Here is a 17,531-nt window from a genome sequence, read left to right on the forward strand (position 1 = left end):
CATTCCATGTCTGCCCGAAGCGACAGGCAGCACCATTTCTCGTGGACGGATGCCGGCCCTTTCCTCGCATTGTTCGCACTGCTGGTGGCGGGATTCCTCATCAATCCGGATTTTCTTTCCGCGACAAACCTAGGCAACGTGATCACGCGCAGCGCTTATGTCGCCATCATAGCCGTCGGCGCCACATTCGTGATCTCATCAGGCGGGCTCGACCTTTCGGTCGGCTCGATGGTCGCCTTCATCGCCGGCGTCACGATCATGTTCATGAACATGATGGCCCCCAGCCTCGGCCTTTGGGCCATCCCGGCAGGCATGGTGATAGCAGTCGTCGCGGGGCTTCTATGCGGCCTCGCGAACGGTCTCATCGTCACGGTCGGAAGGATCGAGCCGTTCATCGCCACGCTCGGCACAATGGGTATCTTCCGCGCACTGATCACCTACATGACCGACGGCGGCACGATCCCGATCGATCGCTCGCTGCGGGACGCGTACCGGCCGGTCTATTTCGGCGCCGTCGCGGGCATTCCGGTGCCGATCCTTCTGTCGGCGCTCGTTGCGGTGGTCGGCGCATTTGTCCTCTACAAGACCAAATATGGCCGCAAATGCGCGGCGGTGGGCGCGAACGAGGACGTCGCCCGCTATTCGGGCATCTCGGTCGTCAAGACGCGCACCATTGCCTATGTCATCCAGGGTGCATGCGTGGCGGTCGCCGCCATCTGTTACGTGCCTCGTCTGGGAGCCGCCACCCCGACCACCGGACAGCTTTGGGAGCTGCAGGTGATAACGGCCGTTGTCATTGGCGGAACGGCGCTGCGGGGCGGCAAGGGCCGCATCTGGGGCACCATCGCCGGTGCGGTGATCCTGGAGCTGATCGCCAACCTGATGGTGTTGTCGGATTTCGTTTCCGAATACCTCGTCGCCGCGGTGCAGGGCGTCATCATCATCATCGCCATGCTCGTGCAAAGATTTTCGAAATAGCTCGTCTTCGGACCGGACGGGCGCCTGTTGTGTGGTCCATATCTCTGGGAGGTATTTATGTTTAGCAGGAAATGGGTTGCCGTTGCGGCAGTCGGCGCACTGATGGTGGCCGGCCAGGCGCTTGCAGCCGACAAGAAGGTGGTCGCGGTGTCGATCCCGGCGGCGGATCATGGCTGGACGGCCGGCATCGTCTATCACGCGCAGGCCGCCGCAAAGGAAATCAACGCGGCCTTCCCGGATGTCGAAGTCGTCGTGAAGACGTCGCCCTCGGCGGCCGACCAGGTAAGCGCGCTGGAGGATCTGTCGGCCAGCCGCAAGATGGATGCGCTGGTGATACTGCCCTACACCTCCGAGGAACTGACCCAGCCGGTGAAAGCCATCAAGGAGATGGGTACGTTCATCACCGTCGTCGACAGGGGATTGACCGACCCTTCCATCCAGGACCTGTATCTTGCCGGCGACAACATCGCGGTTGGCACCAACACGGCGAAGTTCATGATCGACAAACTGGGCGGCAAAGGTGACGTCGTCGTGCTGCGCGGCATTCCCACCGTCATCGACGACGAGCGCATCAAGGGCTTCGAGGATACCATCAAGGGCACCGGCCTGAAGGTGCTCGACATGCAGTATGCCCACTGGAACAGCGACGAGGCCTTCAAGCTCATGCAGGATTACCTGGCCAAGCACCCGCACATCGATGCGGTCTGGGCCAATGACGACGACATGCTTCTCGGTGTGCTCGAGGCCGTCAAGCAGTCCGGCCGAACCGATATCAAGCTAGCGCTCGGCGGCAACGGCATGAAGGACATCGTGAAGAAGGTGATAGACGGGGATGCGATGACACCGGTCGAGACGCCGTATCCGCCGGCGATGATCAAGACCGCTATCTACATGACCGTGGCCAACTTGATCGGCCAGGCTCCGGTTCGCGGTGCCGTCAAACTCGACGCCCCGCTCATAACCCAGGCCAACGCCAAGGAATATTACTTCCCCGACTCCCCGTTCTGAGGCCCGCATCCGAATGAGGCAAGGCGCGTGATGCGCCTTGCATGCCAACAACAGAGAGGAAGAGCTATGCCAGGCAAGAAGATATTGATGCTGACCGGTGAGTTCACCGAGGAATACGAGATTTTCGTTTACCAGCAAGCGATGGAAGCCGTTGGTCACACGGTCCATGTCGTCTGCCCCGACAAGAATGCGGGCGACCTGATCAAGACCTCGCTGCACGATTTCGAAGGGGACCAGACCTACACCGAAAAGCTCGGGCACTACGCGCTGATCAACAAGACGTTCTCGGATGCGGAAAAGCAGCTCGACCAGTACCACGCGGTCTACTGCGCGGGCGGACGCGGACCGGAATACATCCGCACCGACAAGCGGGTGCAGACGATCGTTCGACACTTTCACGAGACCAAGAAGCCGATCTTCACGATCTGCCATGGCGTGCAGATCCTGATTGCGGTCGACGGCGTCGTGCGCGGCAAGAAGGTCGGGGCGCTGGGCGCCTGCGAGCCGGAAGTCACTCTCGCGGGCGGTACCTATATCGACCTCTCGCCGACGGAAGCCTATGTCGATGGTACGATGGTGTCGGCCAAGGGATGGACGGCGCTGGCCGCCTTCATCCGTGAGTGCCTGAAAGTGCTCGGCACGGAAATCCGCCACAACTGAGCCGCTAACCAAGGCGGAGGCCGGCGCGCTGCCGTGGCGTGTCGGCCTCCACCAGTGATGCCGAGACCTTCGCCGATGCGGACGACTGTATCGAGCGTCGTGCAAAAGGTATGCGCGCGGTGAGTCCTGCCGGTTTAGCGGCCGACAGGATCGCCGGACAGGTCCAGCTTTTTCCTTACGCAATCGCGAGCGGAAAAACGTTACGCACTTTTCCTGGGGTTGCTTTAACGCGCGGCGGCAATCCAGTCGGCAAGGCTGCGGGCGAAGCTTCGCGGCACGATCAGGTCGCAGCTGCTCTCGCCCGTTCGCAGATAGAGCGCCGGCACGTGATGGACGGACGTCTGTACGGCACGGCCGGGAGCCGAAGCGGCGGACGACCAGTCGACCGGCATGCAGGCAGAGAGAATGTCCTGAAGACGCGCACCCTCCATCCTGAATCGCACCCGGCCTTCGCCGAGCAGAACCGAGCAGCCCAATTCAGGATCGATCGCAATGGCCGGCGGTTCCGCACCTGTCTCGACGATCAGCCAAAGACGGCGGGGCGCGATCCTGACGATGAGGGCGCCAGCATGCCGAACCGTCTCGCCGACGTCGGCAGGAAGCGTCGCGCCCAAGGCCTGCGAGACGCTCGTTTCGAATCTTGCCAGTGTTCCGTCCCAGCCCTCGATCTGAACGATCGGGCAATCGGAGGCCCACAGGTTGAAGTCCTTCGACAGCACAGGTTCAACCATGCATGCGCTCTCCCTTGGGATCGAGGAAGACGGAGGGCACGACGCGGGCGCGAACCGTCTCTGTCCGCATCGGGTAGACCGCGGTGATCTCGTCTCCTTCGGCCGGGGCATTGCCGGCGAACAGCGCCAGTCCGACATAGTGGCCGAGTTCCGGGCTGAAGGTGACCGACGTGATCCGGCCGCGCCCGTGGCCGGTGACGGCATCGCCAGGCAGGAACAATATGGCGCCTCCGCGCAGCCGCTTGCCGTCCTCGATGCATTCCAGCCCGATGAGGCGCTGGCGGTCGGGCGCCTGAAACGCCGGGCGGCGTCGGAGGACGTCGCCGACGAATCCGCTGCGTTTGCCAACCATGCGGCCGAGGCCGAGATCGTCGAGCGTGGTGCGGCCATCGATCTCGGGCCCGGCGACATGGCCCTTTTCGACGCGCAGCGCACCAAGCGCCTCGACGCCATAGGGCTTGAGGCCGAACGGCGCGCCTGCTTCGATGAGACGGCTCCAGGCCTGTTTGCCGGCGCTGGCGCCGACATAGATCTCGTAGGCGCGCTCGCCGGAATAGCTGAGGCGAATAACGCGCAGGGCCCGTCCGTCGAACCCGGCTTCGATGACGCCCATATGCGGCAGCGTCTCGTTGGAGACATCGAGCGCGGGAAAGGCGGCGGCAAGGACATCGCGGCTTCGTGGCCCGGCGATCGACATCGCCGCCCACTCGTCGCTTACCGATGAGACCGCGACACGCAAATCCGGCCAGGCGGTGTCGAGCAGAAATTCCAGCCGCGACAAGACGTCGGCGGCCTTGGCGGTAGAGGTGGTCATGAAGAAGCGATTTTGCGACAAGCGCGTGGTGGTGCCGTCGTCGAAGACGATGCCGTCGTCGCGCAGCATGACGCCGTAGCGCGCGCGGCCAACGGGAAGCTTGGCGAAACCATTGGCGTAGACGCGGTCGAGGAAGATGGCCGCGTCCGGTCCCTGCACGTCGATCTTGCCGAGGGTGGAAATGTCCATCAGCCCGGCGCCGCCGCGTACGGCCCGCATCTCCGCGACATAGGCTTCATTCACGTCGCGTCCGGCATCGCGATAGAAATACGGACGCATCCAGAGGCCGACCTCGAGCATCTCGGCACCGTTTGCCAGGTGCCAGTCGTGCATCGGCGTGCGGCGGACCGGCTTAAAGTGATGACCGACGGCGCGACCGGCCAGCGCGCCGATCGCGACCGCCGCGTAGGGCGGGCGAAAGGTCGTGGTTCCGGTTTGCGCAATCGTTGCCCGGCGCAGCGCCGCCATGGCCGAAAGTGCTGCGAAATTGCTGGTTTTGCCCTGGTCGGTCCCCATGCCGAGCGTGGTGTAGCGCTTCAGGTGTTCGACCGATTCATAGCCCTCGCGATGGGCGAGCTCGATGTCCTTGGTGGTTACATCCATCTGTAGATCGACGAAGGCCTTGCCGCGCCCAGCGGAAGAGATCGCACGAAAGGGAGCGGCCGGGGCCCCTTCGAGATCGAGTTCATCCGGCGCCGGCATGGCCGCCGGTTTTCCACAGAAGCATGCCGCTTCGACGCCGGCGCGGTGGCCGTCCTCGATCGCGTCGGCGGTCGAGAAGCGCCCCATTACCGCGCCGGCGCCGAACTGGCCTGCCGGAAAGCCGCCCGGAACGAAGCCGTCGATGTCGTCGCGATAGACGGGCCTGACGCCAAGATGCGAGGTGAGATGCACCGTCGGCGACCAGCCGTCGGAGACGCAGACGAAATCGCAGGCGATTTCCGATTTGGCGCTCGGGCCGGCAAGCCGTACGGCCTTCACCGCATGGCTGCCGCGCAGATCGGCGATCCGGGTTCCGGAGCGGATCTCTACGTTCAGGCGTCCGGCTTCCGCCGCCAGACCGGCGGGCGGAGCGCCGCGCTGATCCGCGACCGTCACCTGCGCGCCGGCGGCGGCGAGGTCGAAAGCAGCGCGATAGGCACCGTCGTTCATCGTGGCCACGAGGATATTCTTCCCCGGCAGCACGGCGAAGCGGTTGAGATAGGTCCGGGCGGCGGACGCCAGCATGATGCCTGGCCGGTCGTTGTTGGAGAACACCAGCGGCCGTTCGATAGCACCGGCGGCAAAGATGATCGAGCCGGCGCGAAGCACGGTGAAAACCTGCCGCGCAGCGCCTTGCGCGACCTGGCCGTCATGCCGCTCGATCAGCCCCAGCGTGTTGCCGTCATAGGTGCCGAAGGCCATCGTCTTGCGCATCAGGGTGACGTTGGGCTGGCCTGCAAGCTCCGCCTCGATCTTTGTCAGCCAGGCTGCCGCCTTGCCATCGGTGCGCTCGGCAAGAAGCTGGCCACCGAGCAGAAAGTCCTGTTCGACGAGGACGACCCTGGCGCCGCTGGCTGCCGCGGCGCGCGCCGCCGACAGGCCGGCAGGGCCGCCGCCGACGACTGCAACATCGGCAAATGCATGCCGGGTCTCGTAACGGTCGGGATCGGGTTCGGTGCCGGCCCGGCCCAATCCCGCGGCTTTACGGATGAAATGCTCGTAGAACATCCAGGCGCGGCGGGTCGGACCCATGAAGGTCTTGTAGTAGAAGCCGGCGGAAAGAAGGGGCGCAAACAGGCCGTTGACGCTCTGCACGTCGAAGGCAAGGGACGGCCAGCGATTCTGGCTTTCGGCAGTCATACCTTCAGCCAGTTCCAGTGTCGTGGCCGGAAGGTTCGGTTCGCGCCGTCCACCGCTTCCGAGCGTAACCAGCGCGTTGGGTTCTTCCGGGCCGGCCGAGAAGATGCCGCGCGGCCGATGGTATTTGAAGCTGCGGCCTGTCAGCATGAGCCGATTGGCAAGCAGCGCGGAAGCAAGCGTATCGCCTCGATAGCCGCCCAGCTCGCGGCCGTCGAATGTGAAGCGGAGCGGCTGCGTGCGGTCGATGCGGCCGCCGGCGGCCAGACGATTTCCAATCATTTTCATGCTGGCATGTTCCTGGTGAAGCCGACCGATGCGATAGCGTGGTTCCTCGTGTCGCGCTCGATGACCAGCCATTGCCGGCAGCCGGTCACATGCTGCCAGAATTCCCGGTGCAGCCCCGCCGGGTTCTTGCGCACATAGACATAGCGGTACCACGCCTCCGGATCGGGATCGTCATGCGCCGGACGCACCGCGGAAGCGTCGCCGCCATAGCGGAACTCGTCATGGTCGCGCGGGCCGCAGCATGGGCAGTCGATGCGAAGCATTTCTCTCGTTCTCTATTGCAGCCAGGCCGAGGGGCCGGCGCCGGCTTCGTCGAGCGTGTGGCCGGTCCGGAAACGGTCGAGCGCGTAGGCGGCGGTCAGCGGATGCGGCTTGCCGGTGGCCAGCATATGGGCAAAGCACCAGCCGGAGGCCGGCGTCGCCTTGAAGCCGCCATAGCACCAGCCGCCATTGAGATAGAGCCCTTCTATCGGGGTCGGGCAGATGATCGGACTGGCGTCCGGCGTCATGTCCATGACGCCGCCCCAATGGCGCAGCAGCCTGACACGCGAGATGCAGGGCATCAGGGCTATCGCCGCCTCCGCCACTTCGCGCACGACGCCGAGATTGCCGCGCTGGGCGTAGGAATTGTAGCCGTCGAGATTGCCGCCGAAGACCAGCCCGCCCTTGTCGGACTGGCTGACATAGAAATGGTCTGCGCCATAAGCGACGACGTGATCTACCAGCGGCTTGAGCGGCTCGGTGACGAAAGCCTGGAGCACGTGGCTTTCGATCGGCAGTTCCAGGCCGGCCTCGGCGGCAAGGAGCGAAGTATGGCCTGCGACGGCGAGGCCGACCTTGCCGGCGCCGATGCGGCCCTTGCTGGTCTCGACGCCGACGATCCTTTCGCCGTTGCGGACAAAGCCGGTCACCTCGCAATTCTGGATGATGTCGACCCCGTGGCCGTCGGCAGCGCGCGCATAGCCCCAGGCGACGGCGTCATGACGCGCCGTGCCTGCGCGGCCTTGCAAGATCGCACCATGGATCGGAAATCGCGCGGTTTCGGAGAAATCGAGATAGGGTACCAGCCGGCGCACAGCGTCGCGGTCGAGTATGTCGGCGTCGATGCCGTTCAGACGCATGATGTTGGCGCGATGGCTGAATGTGTCGAGTTGATCGGCCGAATGGGCAGTGACGATCTGGCCGCGCTGCGAAAACATCACGTTGAAGTTCAGCGCCCGCGACAAGCCTTCCCACAGCTTGACCGAGAATTCGTAGAACTGGGTGTTGCCGTCGAGCAGGTAGTTGGAGCGGATGACGGTGGTGTTGCGGCCGACATTGCCGCCGCCGACATAGCCCTTTTCCAGAACGGCGACATTGCGGATGCCGTGGTTCTCGGCGAGGTAGAAAGCCGTCGCAAGGCCATGCCCGCCGCCACCGACGACGATCACGTCATAGGCGGGCTTCGGCTCGGCCGCGCGCCAGGCGCGCCGCCAGTTCTTCTGGCCGGAAAGGGCATTGCGGAAAATCGAAAACGCCGAATAGCGAGCCATGTTCATGGTCTAGCGGACGATCGGGCCGGCTGGGGTGCGGGTCAGCACTTCGGCCCCCGCATCGGTCAGCAGCACGGTGTTGGAGATGAAATGGTCGCCGCGGCCGGTGCCCATCAGCCAGGACAGGATGTGGAAGCTCATCCCGGTCTCGATTTCGAGATCGGAATCGTGCCTGAGGCCCGTCACCGAATTGCCGCCGGTCCATGAGGGCGGCTGGCCGATGCCAACGAGATAGCCGCAATGATGGCGGCGATAATGCGACAGGCCGGCCTCGTCGGCGACGCCTTGCCAGGCGGCGTAGACATCGCGCGCCCTGGCGCCGGGCTCGAGCGCCCTGACGACGGCCTCGAATGCCTTGGCCGTGACCTCGGCCATGGCGGCGTCTTCGTCCTTGATGTTGCCGATGCGGATCAGCCGGCCAAGCGGCGCGTGATAGCGCGAGACACAGCCCGACAGTTCGACGAAGACCGGCTCGCCGCTGCGATAGATGCCGTCGCCCCAGGTCGTGTGCTCCTCGCCGAGCCGGGCGGCGGGCCGGATGAACGGGCCGAAGCCCGGCGCGTGGCCGCCGGCGCGCACCATCGCCGCCACGCATTGGGCGGCAACCTCCTGCTCGGCGGCGCCGTCGGAGATGGCAGCGATGGCGGCACCTGCCGCAGCATCCGTGACCTTGGCGGCGCGGCGCATCAGCACCTGTTCCTCGGCGCTCTTCACCAACCGCATCTTGTCGACCAGTCCCGAGACGTCGCTCCACTTGGCGTCGGCCTGCGCCTCAAGCTTCAGGGCGAGGCCGTGGCTGAGGCCGGAGGTCCAGTTTTCGATGCCGATCCGTTTGCCGGCCAGGCCGAGTTCGGAAATGACGCGCGCGGCGAGGTCGGCCGCCGTCTCGCTGTCAGAGTGACCGCGGAATTCTGCTGCCTTCACCTGATTCTCGATCGTCACCTTCTCCATCGACCGGGTGACCAGGATAGGGCGCCGGTCGAGCGTGACGATCAGGAGGTGCGGCGCGAAATAACCCCAATGGTCGAGGCCGGTGAGGTAGAAAACAGTCTCCGGCGAGGCGAAGACGGCGGCGTCGAGCTTGCGCTCTGCCAATGCCGTGCGAACTTTCGACAAGCGGCCGGCGATCTCGGCTTCGGAAAAGGGATTGCGGTCCATTGAGGTGTCCTTGAGTTGCCGGTCCTGGGCTGATGGTCAGTCAATGACGATGGGATCGGGGGCCACGTCGCAGAGCCGCTCGCCGCCGCCTTCGGTGACGCTGGGGTCCTGACAGATGATGAGATCGAAGCCGGCCTTGCCATGCGTTGTCTCACGTCGGCCAGGCGCTGCGCGTATTCCGCCTTGCTGAACCCGCCCGACGCGTCCAAAGCCGTTTTCCTTCCTGCCCTCATCCAAATGCGGTTCGTATCCGCATCGAGAAAGCACATCTTAATTGTGCACAACTTGCGCATCACAAAGCCGCACAATCAAGCTCTATGGCGATTTTTCCAGATTCGTACAGTGCGTCTTGCGATATGTCCAGATGAGTTGTATACGTCTTAGTGCGCTTGACGCGATGGTGGAGAAACGTCGTTCGAGCCGACAACTATCGAAGAAGAAAAGGGGAATGCATGTTCACGTCACAGATATCCCGCCGCGCGCTCGTGAAGGCCGCAGCCTGTCTTGCGCTCGCCGCGACCGCATTCACGTCACTGCCGGCCCATGCCGAAACGACGCTGGAACGCGCCAAGAAGGACGGCTATATCCGCGTCGGCTTCGCCAATGAGGCGCCGTTCGGTTTCGCCACGCCTGACGGCAAATTGACCGGCGAAGCGCCGGAAGTCGCCAAGGCGGTGCTCGCCAAGATGGGCATTGCGCAGGTCGACGGCGTGCTGACCGAATTCGGCTCGCTCATTCCGGGTCTCAAGGCCGGCCGCTTCGACATCATCGCCGCCGGCATGTTCATCAATCCCAAGCGCTGCGCCGAGATCAATTTTTCCGAACCGTCCTATGGCATCGGCCAGGCCATGCTGGTCGCGAAGGGCAATCCGAAAGGCGTGAAGGACTATTCGAGCATCAAGGACAATCCCGATCTCAAGCTCGCCGTGATGGCGGGCGCCGTCGAGGGGGGATATGCGAAGGACGCCGGCGTTGCCCAAGGACAAGTCGTTTCCTTGCCCGACCAATCCAGCCTGGTCGCGGCGGTCCAGTCTGGCCGTGCCGATGCTGCCGCGCTAACCGCGCTCTCGATCGCCGACATGGCCAAGAAGGCCGATGGCGTCGAATCGACCAAGCCCTTCGGTGAAGTTGCCGGCAAGTCGGTGAAGGGCCATGGCGGCTTCGGCTTCCGCAAGGAGGACACCGATCTGCAGGAAGCGTTCAACGCCGAACTGAAGAAGTTCCTCGGTACGCCGGAGCATATCGCGCTGGTCGAGCCGCTCGGCTTCGGCAAGGATTATCTGCCGAACAAGTCGACTGCAGAGCTCTGCAAGGGCGAATAAATTCCCAACTGCTGGGCGGCGTGAAAACGCCGCCCTCTTTTTTCCTCGGAGAAGCAGATGGGTATCCGCACGCTCGTTGCCATGCTGGTCGTTTCGCTGGCCGTGATCGCGGCGCTGGCGACGCAGGAGACATACAGGCTGTTCCTACCGGGACTATTGCAGGGTGCCGTCCTGACGATCGAGATCGCCGTCCTCGGCAGCCTGCTGGCGGTCGTGATGGGGGTGCTCGCCGCGCTGGCGCGCATGTATGGTCCGGCGCCCCTCAGATGGCTGGCGACGGTCTATGTCGAAATCTTTCGCGGCACCTCGGCGCTGGTGCAATTGTTCTGGCTGTTTTTCGTGCTGCCGCAATTCGGGGTCACGCTCGACGCGTTTCCCGTCGCGGTGCTGGCGCTTGGCTTGAATGTCGGCGCCTATGGATCCGAATGCGTGCGCGGCGCAATCCAGTCGGTCGCGCGCGGCCAATGGGAGGCGGGAACGGCGCTCAACATGAGCCGCGCGCAAATGCTGCGCCGGATCATCCTGCCCCAAGCCTTCGTCGCCATGATCCCGCCCTGGGGCAATCTGTTCATCGAGCTTTTGAAATCGACGGCGCTGGTTTCGCTGATCACGCTCACGGACCTCGCCTTCAAGGCGCAGCAGATGAACCAGAACACCTTCAAGACCATTCCTATCTTCACGCTGGTGCTGTTGATGTATCTCGCCATGTCGCTCACCGTTTCTATCGGCATGCGGCTTCTCGAAAGGCGGGCCTCGCTCGGTCTGGCGCGGGGGAGGGCGGCGTGATCTGGGATTGGAGTTTTGCCGCCGAGATCCTGCCGGTGCTCGCACGCGCCGCCGTCGTCTCGATCGAGGCGACGCTGCTCGGCTTCGTCATCGCGGCTTTGCTCGGGCTGGTCCTCGCGGTAATCCGTATCGCGGTGCCCTGGACCGGCTGGACGATCTCGGTGCTGGTCGAACTGATCCGCTCGACGCCGCTGCTCATCCAGATCTTCTTCCTCTATTTCGTCTTTCCGAAATTCGGCGTCGTGCTCGACGCATTCACGGCCGGCGTTCTGGCCATCGGCATTCACTACGCCGCCTATTGCTCGGAAGTCTACCGCGCGGGCTTCGACAACATCCATCGCGGCCAGTGGGAAGCCTCGATCGCACTCAACCTCTCCTCCTGGACGACCTTTCGCGACATCATCATCCCGCAGGCGATACCGCCGATCGTGCCGGCGCTCGGCAACTATCTCGTCGCGCTGTTCAAGGAGACGCCGCTGCTGTCGGCCATCGCCGTGCTGGAACTCATGCAGACGGCCAAGATCATCGGCTCCGAGACTTTCCGCTACACCGAACCGATCACGCTGGTCGGCCTGTTCTTCCTGGCCATGAGCCTGGTTTCGGCCGCGCTCATCCGTGCCCTCGAACGCCTGCTCAACCGAAGGACCGCGCGATGACCGAACAACCGATGGTCCGTTTCGACAATGTCTCGAAGCGTTATGGCGCGCTCACCGTGCTCGACGGGCTGAACCTTGAAATCGCGCGCGGCGAGAAGGTTTCCGTCATCGGACCGTCCGGTTCCGGCAAGACCACGGTCTTGCGCATGCTGATGACGCTGGAGACGATCAATGACGGCGTCATCTGGGTCGAAGGCGAGCCACTGACGCATATGAAGCAAGGCGGAAAGCTGGTGCCCGCCAATCTTGCCCACATCCGCCGCATCCGGGCGAAGATCGGCATGGTGTTCCAGTCTTTCAACCTGTTTCCACACATGACGGCGATGGCCAATTGCATCGAGGCGCCGATGACCGTGCTTGGCATGAAGCGGGCCGATGCCGAGGCACGGGCGGCCGAGCTTCTCGACATGGTCGGGCTGTCGCAGAAGAAGGATCATTATCCTTCACAGCTTTCCGGCGGCCAGCAACAGCGCGTCGCCATTGCCAGGGCGCTGGCGATGCGGCCCAAGATAATGCTGTTCGACGAGGTGACGTCCGCGCTCGATCCGGAACTTGTCGGCGAAGTGCTGCAAGTGATAAGGCAAATCGGCCGCGAGCATGATCTGACGATGCTCATGGTCACCCACCAGATGGGCTTCGCCAAGGAATTTTCCGATCGCGTCTGCTTCTTCTATCAGGGCAAAATTTGCGAGCAGGGGCCGCCGGCAGAGCTTTTCGGCGCACCCAAGAATGAGCGGACGCGACAGTTCCTGCACGCTGTCCTGGAGGCTGGATGACGCTTGATACGGATGCCTCGGCCAAGACCGTGCCGCCTTCGCGTCCGCTTTCGGCGCGCGAACGGTTCGAACGCATCTACCTGATCCTGCGCGACCGTATCTGCCTTCTCGATTATCCGCCGGGGAGCCGGCTCTCCGAGGAAGAACTCGCCCAGGAATTCGAGATCAGCCGCACACCGGTCCGACGCGTGCTGGCGCGGCTCGAGGCCGAAGGGCTTGTGCAATCGATCCACGGCGTCGGTACGATCGTTACCGACGTCGACATCGAGGAGTTGCAGCAGGTCTATCATCTGCGACTGGAACTCGCGCTGCTTGTCGGCAAGCTTTCGCCAATTCCCCGAACGGCGGTCGACCTCGATCGCATCCGAGCGCTCATCGCGCGCTGCGATTCCGATATGCTCAACCCGGATCAGCGTGCCTTTCTGCAGCTGAACATGGACTTCTTCACTGAACTGTCCGGCATGACCGGGAACCAGCCCCTGCGCGAAATAAGCGAAAGACTGTATTTTCAGGTTGCGCGCGTAGTCCTCAAGATGATGCCGCAACTCGGCCTTGTGGAGGAGTTCACGGCCTTCCGGCGCGAAATGGAGGAAGTGCTGGCCGCGGCGGAAATCGGGGATTGGGAATCGATCGGGCACATCAGGCGAGCCCATATCTCGATGAGCTTTCGGCGCATGGTGCGCCATGCCGGCCGACATGATGAATTTGACGGCAAGACCTGACGGTCGTCCTTTGGCACGGTGACGCAGCTTGTCATCCCGGCGCCGAGAAGCGCTGCTGCTCCGTCCTCTTATTTAGGGTGCCGCCGTTCAGCCACGGCATCAGGCACCACCACCAGCTTGCCGACGAAATCCTTGGCGATGAAATCGGCTTGGGCGCGGTGGAAATCGGAAAGTCTGTAGACGCCGCCGACCAGCGGCCGGATCTTGTCTTCCTCGATATAGCGCACGATACGGCGGAAATCCGCGCGTGTGCCCTGGCTCGAGCCGTGGAGCTGAAGCTGCTTGAGATACATGGTCCTGAGATCGAGCTGGACGACCGGGCCGGCGATCGCGCCTGCGGTGGTGTAGCGGCCCTCGGGCCTCAGGATGCGCAACAGATCGTTGAAGATCGCGCCGCCGACAAGGTCGGCCACGACGTCGATGGGCTGGCCGCCGGTCGCCTTGATCACGGCTTGCGGCAGGTCGGCCACGCCACGGGTGATCACGGCTTCGGCGCCGATGTCGAGCACTGCCTGCTCCTTGCCCTTGCCGACGACGGCATAGGGAATGGCTCCGCGCGCCCGCGCCAATTGCACGATGCCGGAGCCGACGCCGCCCGAGGCGCCGGTGACCAGCACGCGTTCGCCGGCCTTGAGCCCTGCACGTTCCAGCATCTGCTCGCCGGTGAGATAGGCGCAGCAGAAGGTGGCGAGTTCGACATCGCTCAAGTCAGTGTCGACGACATGGGCGTTCTCGGCCGGTACAGCCTGGTATTCGGCGTAACCGCCGTCGCGGCCGTGACCCATATAGTCAATGTCGGCGAGCGAATCGTCGTCGCGATTGTAGATCGAGAAATCGACCATCACTCGTTCGCCGATGCGTTCCGGCGAGACCCCTGCGCCAACGGCAGCGACGGTGCCGACCGTGTCGGTGCCCTGGATACGCGGAAAGGTCAGGGTGTTGCCCTGGCGCCGCCATGTCGACACGGCCCCTGCGTCCTCCTCCGTGCCATAGGCGCCCTGGCGAACCCAGACGTCGGTGTTGTTCATGCCGCAGGCGCTGACCTTGACCAGCACTTCGCCGGCGGCGGGCACAGGCACTTTCACGTCGGTGCGGTAGACGAGCTTTTCCGGGCCGCCGTGGCCGGTAAGCTGCACGGCCGCCATGGTGGCGGGGAGGGTGGGATGAGAGGTCATCGCGTTCACTTCCGAATACTTGTAGGTGGCGCTGCCCCTCACCTTTACCCTCTCTCCGTGAACGACGAGAAGGTGCCGGCAGGCGGATGAGGGGCAGCGCCGATCTCGGCAATTAGAGATTGGCGAACACGCTCTTCACGGCATCGGCGGTCTTGGCCACCACGGTGTCAGCCTCCTCGCGCGTCAGGCAAAGCGGCGGGGCGAAGCCCAAAATGTCGCCCTGCGGCATGGCGCGGCCGATGACCCCGCTTGCGGCGAGGGTCGTGGCGATCTGCGGTCCGATCTTCTGCGCCGGATCGAAGAACACACGGTCGTCCTTGTCGGCGACGAACTCGACCGCCGCCAGCATGCCGTCGCCGCGCACCTCGCCGACGTTTTTGTGGCCGCCGACGGCCTTGGTCAATTCGGCGCGGAAATAGGCGCCGGTCTCGCCGGCATTCCTCACCAGATCCATCTCATCGATCAGTTCGAGGTTGGCCACACCCGCGGCGACGCAGATCGGATGCGCCGAATAGGTCCAGCCGTGCCCCAGCGAGCCGAGCTTGTCGGAGCCCTGCACCAGAACCTGCCACATCTTGTCGGCGACGATGACGCCCGACAGCGGCGCGTAGGCGGAGGTCAGGCCCTTGGCAATGGTGATCAGGTCCGGCTTGATGCCGTAATGGTCGGAGCCGAACATGGTGCCCAGCCGGCCGAAGCCCGTCACCACTTCGTCGGCGACCAGGAGCACGTCGTACTTCTTCAGCACCGCCTGGATTTTCTCCCAGTAGCCGGCGGGCGGCGGCACGATGCCGCCAGTGCCGAGGATCGGCTCGCCGATGAAGGCGGCGACGGTCTCGGGGCCTTCGGCCAGGATCATCTCTTCCAGCTTGTCGGCGCAATGCTGCGAGAACTGCTCCTCGCTCATCGAGCGGTCGGCGCGGCGGAAATAGTAGGGCGCCTCTGTGTGCAGGATCGGCGCGCGCGGCAAGTCGAAGGCATTGTGGAAAAGATCGAGCCCGGTCAGCGATCCCGTCATGATGCCGGAGCCGTGATAGCCGCGCCAGCGCGAGATGATCTTCTTCTTCTCCGGGCGGCCAAGCACGTTGTTGTAGTACCAGATCAGCTTGATGTTGGTTTCGTTGGCATCCGAACCGGAGAGGCCGAAATAGACCCTCGACATGCCCTTCGGCGCACGGTCGATGATCATCTTCGACAGCGTGATCGAGGCCTCGGTGCCGTGGCCGACATAGGCGTGGTAATAGGCGAGGTTCGTGGCCTGGGCGGCGATGGCGTCAGCGATCTTCTGGCGGCCATAGCCGACATTGACGCAGTAGAGGCCGGCGAAGGCATCGATACTTTTTCTGCCGTTGCTGTCCCAGACGGTGACGCCTTCACCGCCGGCCATGATGCGCGTCGGCGATTCACCGCGCGCGTGGGTGCCCATATGCGTCGAGGGATGGAAGAAGTGATCACGATCCCAGGCGGCGAGTTCGTTGGACTGGTCGAGCATTCTTTTGACTCCTTGAGGAACGTGGACGCGGCTTAAGCGACGTCCAGGCAAAGATATTTGAGATCGGTGAAAGCTTCGAGCCCCTGACGCGAACCCTCGCGGCCAATGCCGGACTGCTTGACGCCGCCGAACGGGATCGGCGCACCGGTGATCTTGACGCGGTTGATGGCGACCATGCCGTAGTCCAGCGCCCTGCCCAGGCGCTGCTGGCGGGCGCCGTTCTCGGTCACGACATAGGCGACCAGACCATATTCGGAGGCGTTGGCGCGCGCGGTCACCTCGTCCTCGCTGTCGAACGGCGTCACGGCTGCGACCGGACCAAACGTTTCTTCGCGCATGATCAGTGCCTCGTCAGATACGTCAGCCAGCAGCGTCGGCTGGTAAAACAACGGGCCGGCCTGGTGCCTTCTGCCGCCGGCGAGGCAGCGGGCGCCATGGGCGAGCGCGTCGGTGACCTGCTCCTCGACCTTCTTGACGGCGCGCTCATGCATCAGCGGGCCGATGTCGCTTTCGTCGGCAAGGCCATTGCCGGTCCGCAGCGCCTCGATGCGCTTGGCGAAGGCGGCGCAGAAACGATCGTAGATCGGCCGCTGGACATAGATGCGGTTGGCCGCGAGGCAGTCCTGGCCGGACGTGGCGAATTTGGCGTCGACGGCGATGCGCACGGCCTTGTCGAGATCGGCGTCGGCAAAGACGATCAGCGGCGCGTGGCCGCCAAGCTCCATAACCAGCCGCTTCATCGTCGGCGCGCTCTGGGCCGCGATCAGCCTGCCGATCTCGGTCGAACCGGTGAAACTCATGGCGCGCACGCGCGGGTCCTCGCACATTCGCCCGACTATGATCGACGCCTTGCCAGTGACGACGTTGAAGACGCCGGCGGGCAGGCCGGCGCGCTCGCCGAGTTCGGCCAGCGCCAGCGCCGAGAGCGGCGTTTCCGAAGAGGGGTGCGCGACGATGGTGCAACCGGCGGCAAGGGCCGCAGCCGCCTTGCGGGTCAGCATGGCGGACGGGAAGTTCCACGGCGTCACGACGCCGACGACGCCGAGCGGCTCGCGCCGCACCGTCATTTCCGCCTTCGCCAGATGGCTAGTTACGCTTTCGGCGTTGAGGCGCTTTGCTTCCTCGGCATACCATTCGACGAAAGAGGCGGCATAATCGATCTCACCGAGCGATTCCTTCAAGGGCTTGCCCTGTTCCAGCGTCATCAGCAGAGCGAGATCGTCTTTCGCGGCTATGATGAGGTCGAACCATTTGCGCAGGATTTTCGAGCGCTCCTGCGGCAACAGCGCCCGCCAGGCAGGGAAAGCGCGCGCCGCCGCGTCGATCGCACTTGCCGTCTGGCGGCCATCGAGCGCGGCGACAAAGGCCACCGTGGCGCCGGTCGCCGGGTCGGTGACCTCGAAGCTCTCCGCCGCCTCGCTTGCCGTCCAGTGCCCGTCGACATAGGCAAGCTCGCGCAGCAGCCGGCGGTCGGCGAGGCGGTCGAGCGCCTCATGGCGGTGCGAACGGGCAAAGTGCGCGGACATCATCGATTGCTCCCGATTGGGGTGATGCCGCAAGACTAGGGGCGTCGGCGCGAAGGATGAGGCTGTTT

Annotated in this window: 16 protein-coding genes; 8 read left to right on the plus strand and 8 right to left on the minus strand. The window is 64.0% G+C overall.

Translation table 11 applies throughout. The annotated features are described in order from the left end of the window. Window positions 1-6 precede the first annotated feature (6 nt). The 3 genes from FJ972_RS12200 to FJ972_RS12210 all read left to right on the plus strand — a co-directional run bounded on the left by FJ972_RS12200 (window position 7) and on the right by FJ972_RS12210 (window position 2,646). A complete protein-coding gene (locus FJ972_RS12200) occupies window positions 7-978 on the plus strand; it encodes an ABC transporter permease (RefSeq protein WP_140499447.1) in 972 nt (323 codons plus the stop codon). 57 nt (window positions 979-1,035) lie between these two features. Then, the gene (locus tag FJ972_RS12205; protein ID WP_140517365.1) at window positions 1,036-1,986 is read left to right on the plus strand and encodes a substrate-binding domain-containing protein; all 951 of its coding nucleotides are present in this window, start codon (window positions 1,036-1,038) and stop codon (window positions 1,984-1,986) included. 66 nt (window positions 1,987-2,052) lie between these two features. Next, on the plus strand, window positions 2,053-2,646 hold the full coding sequence (locus FJ972_RS12210) for a DJ-1/PfpI family protein (RefSeq protein ID WP_140499290.1): 594 nt from the start codon (window positions 2,053-2,055) through the stop codon (window positions 2,644-2,646). Between the two features lie 224 nt (window positions 2,647-2,870). Here the strand turns inward: FJ972_RS12210 and FJ972_RS12215 are convergent, their stop codons facing one another. From FJ972_RS12215 to FJ972_RS12235, 5 genes are read right to left on the minus strand one after another with little or no spacing between them, the layout of a single operon-like run. Continuing rightward, window positions 2,871-3,377 carry a sarcosine oxidase subunit gamma gene (locus FJ972_RS12215; protein ID WP_226880567.1) on the minus strand — a complete coding sequence of 169 codons (507 nt, stop codon included), beginning with the start codon at window positions 3,375-3,377 and terminating at the stop codon, window positions 2,871-2,873. Then, a complete protein-coding gene (locus tag FJ972_RS12220) occupies window positions 3,370-6,318 on the minus strand; it encodes a sarcosine oxidase subunit alpha family protein (RefSeq protein ID WP_319023028.1) in 2,949 nt (982 codons plus the stop codon). Before FJ972_RS12220 ends, FJ972_RS12215 begins: the two co-directional genes overlap by 8 nt. After that, window positions 6,315-6,581, minus strand: a complete 267-nt coding sequence (locus tag FJ972_RS12225; protein ID WP_140521354.1) for a sarcosine oxidase subunit delta — start codon at window positions 6,579-6,581, stop codon at window positions 6,315-6,317. The genes FJ972_RS12220 and FJ972_RS12225 overlap by 4 nt, the downstream gene beginning before the upstream one ends. A 12-nt stretch (window positions 6,582-6,593) precedes the next feature. Continuing rightward, entirely contained in the window at window positions 6,594-7,850 is a 1,257-nt protein-coding gene (locus tag FJ972_RS12230) for a sarcosine oxidase subunit beta family protein (protein ID WP_140521355.1), read from the minus strand. Between the two features lie 9 nt (window positions 7,851-7,859). Then, entirely contained in the window at window positions 7,860-9,008 is a 1,149-nt protein-coding gene (locus FJ972_RS12235; RefSeq protein WP_140499284.1) for a M24 family metallopeptidase, read from the minus strand. 452 nt (window positions 9,009-9,460) lie between these two features. Here FJ972_RS12235 and ehuB point away from each other — a divergent pair, with 452 nt between their 5' ends. The 5 genes from ehuB to FJ972_RS12260 are packed head-to-tail and all read left to right on the plus strand — an operon-like array spanning window position 9,461 to window position 13,270. Then, complete coding sequence (ehuB, locus tag FJ972_RS12240) at window positions 9,461-10,330, plus strand: ectoine/hydroxyectoine ABC transporter substrate-binding protein EhuB (RefSeq protein WP_140517357.1); 870 nt, start codon at window positions 9,461-9,463, stop codon at window positions 10,328-10,330. 57 nt (window positions 10,331-10,387) lie between these two features. Next, complete coding sequence (gene ehuC / locus FJ972_RS12245) at window positions 10,388-11,116, plus strand: ectoine/hydroxyectoine ABC transporter permease subunit EhuC (RefSeq protein WP_140517355.1); 729 nt, start codon at window positions 10,388-10,390, stop codon at window positions 11,114-11,116. Beyond that, window positions 11,113-11,772 (plus strand): ectoine/hydroxyectoine ABC transporter permease subunit EhuD, encoded by a 660-nt coding sequence (gene ehuD / locus FJ972_RS12250; protein WP_140499281.1) that lies wholly within the window; start codon window positions 11,113-11,115, stop codon window positions 11,770-11,772. Before ehuC ends, ehuD begins: the two co-directional genes overlap by 4 nt. Beyond that, window positions 11,769-12,548 carry an ectoine/hydroxyectoine ABC transporter ATP-binding protein EhuA gene (gene ehuA / locus FJ972_RS12255; protein WP_140499280.1) on the plus strand — a complete coding sequence of 260 codons (780 nt, stop codon included), beginning with the start codon at window positions 11,769-11,771 and terminating at the stop codon, window positions 12,546-12,548. The genes ehuD and ehuA overlap by 4 nt, the downstream gene beginning before the upstream one ends. Next, a complete protein-coding gene (locus tag FJ972_RS12260; protein ID WP_140517353.1) occupies window positions 12,545-13,270 on the plus strand; it encodes a GntR family transcriptional regulator in 726 nt (241 codons plus the stop codon). Before ehuA ends, FJ972_RS12260 begins: the two co-directional genes overlap by 4 nt. Before the next feature lie 68 nt (window positions 13,271-13,338). Here FJ972_RS12260 and FJ972_RS12265 read toward each other — a convergent pair whose 3' ends face one another. The 3 genes from FJ972_RS12265 to FJ972_RS12275 form a co-directional block, all read right to left on the minus strand. Beyond that, window positions 13,339-14,445, minus strand: coding sequence for an alcohol dehydrogenase family protein (locus FJ972_RS12265; RefSeq protein WP_224655844.1), 1,107 nt, complete (start codon window positions 14,443-14,445; stop codon window positions 13,339-13,341). Between the two features lie 112 nt (window positions 14,446-14,557). Then, window positions 14,558-15,937, minus strand: coding sequence for an aspartate aminotransferase family protein (locus tag FJ972_RS12270; RefSeq protein ID WP_140499277.1), 1,380 nt, complete (start codon window positions 15,935-15,937; stop codon window positions 14,558-14,560). A 32-nt stretch (window positions 15,938-15,969) separates the two neighbouring features. Beyond that, on the minus strand, window positions 15,970-17,463 hold the full coding sequence (locus tag FJ972_RS12275; protein ID WP_140521583.1) for an NAD-dependent succinate-semialdehyde dehydrogenase: 1,494 nt from the start codon (window positions 17,461-17,463) through the stop codon (window positions 15,970-15,972). Window positions 17,464-17,531: the final 68 nt, after the last annotated feature.

It is taken from the genome of Mesorhizobium sp. B2-1-1, from assembly GCF_006442975.2.
Taxonomy (GTDB): domain Bacteria; phylum Pseudomonadota; class Alphaproteobacteria; order Rhizobiales; family Rhizobiaceae; genus Mesorhizobium.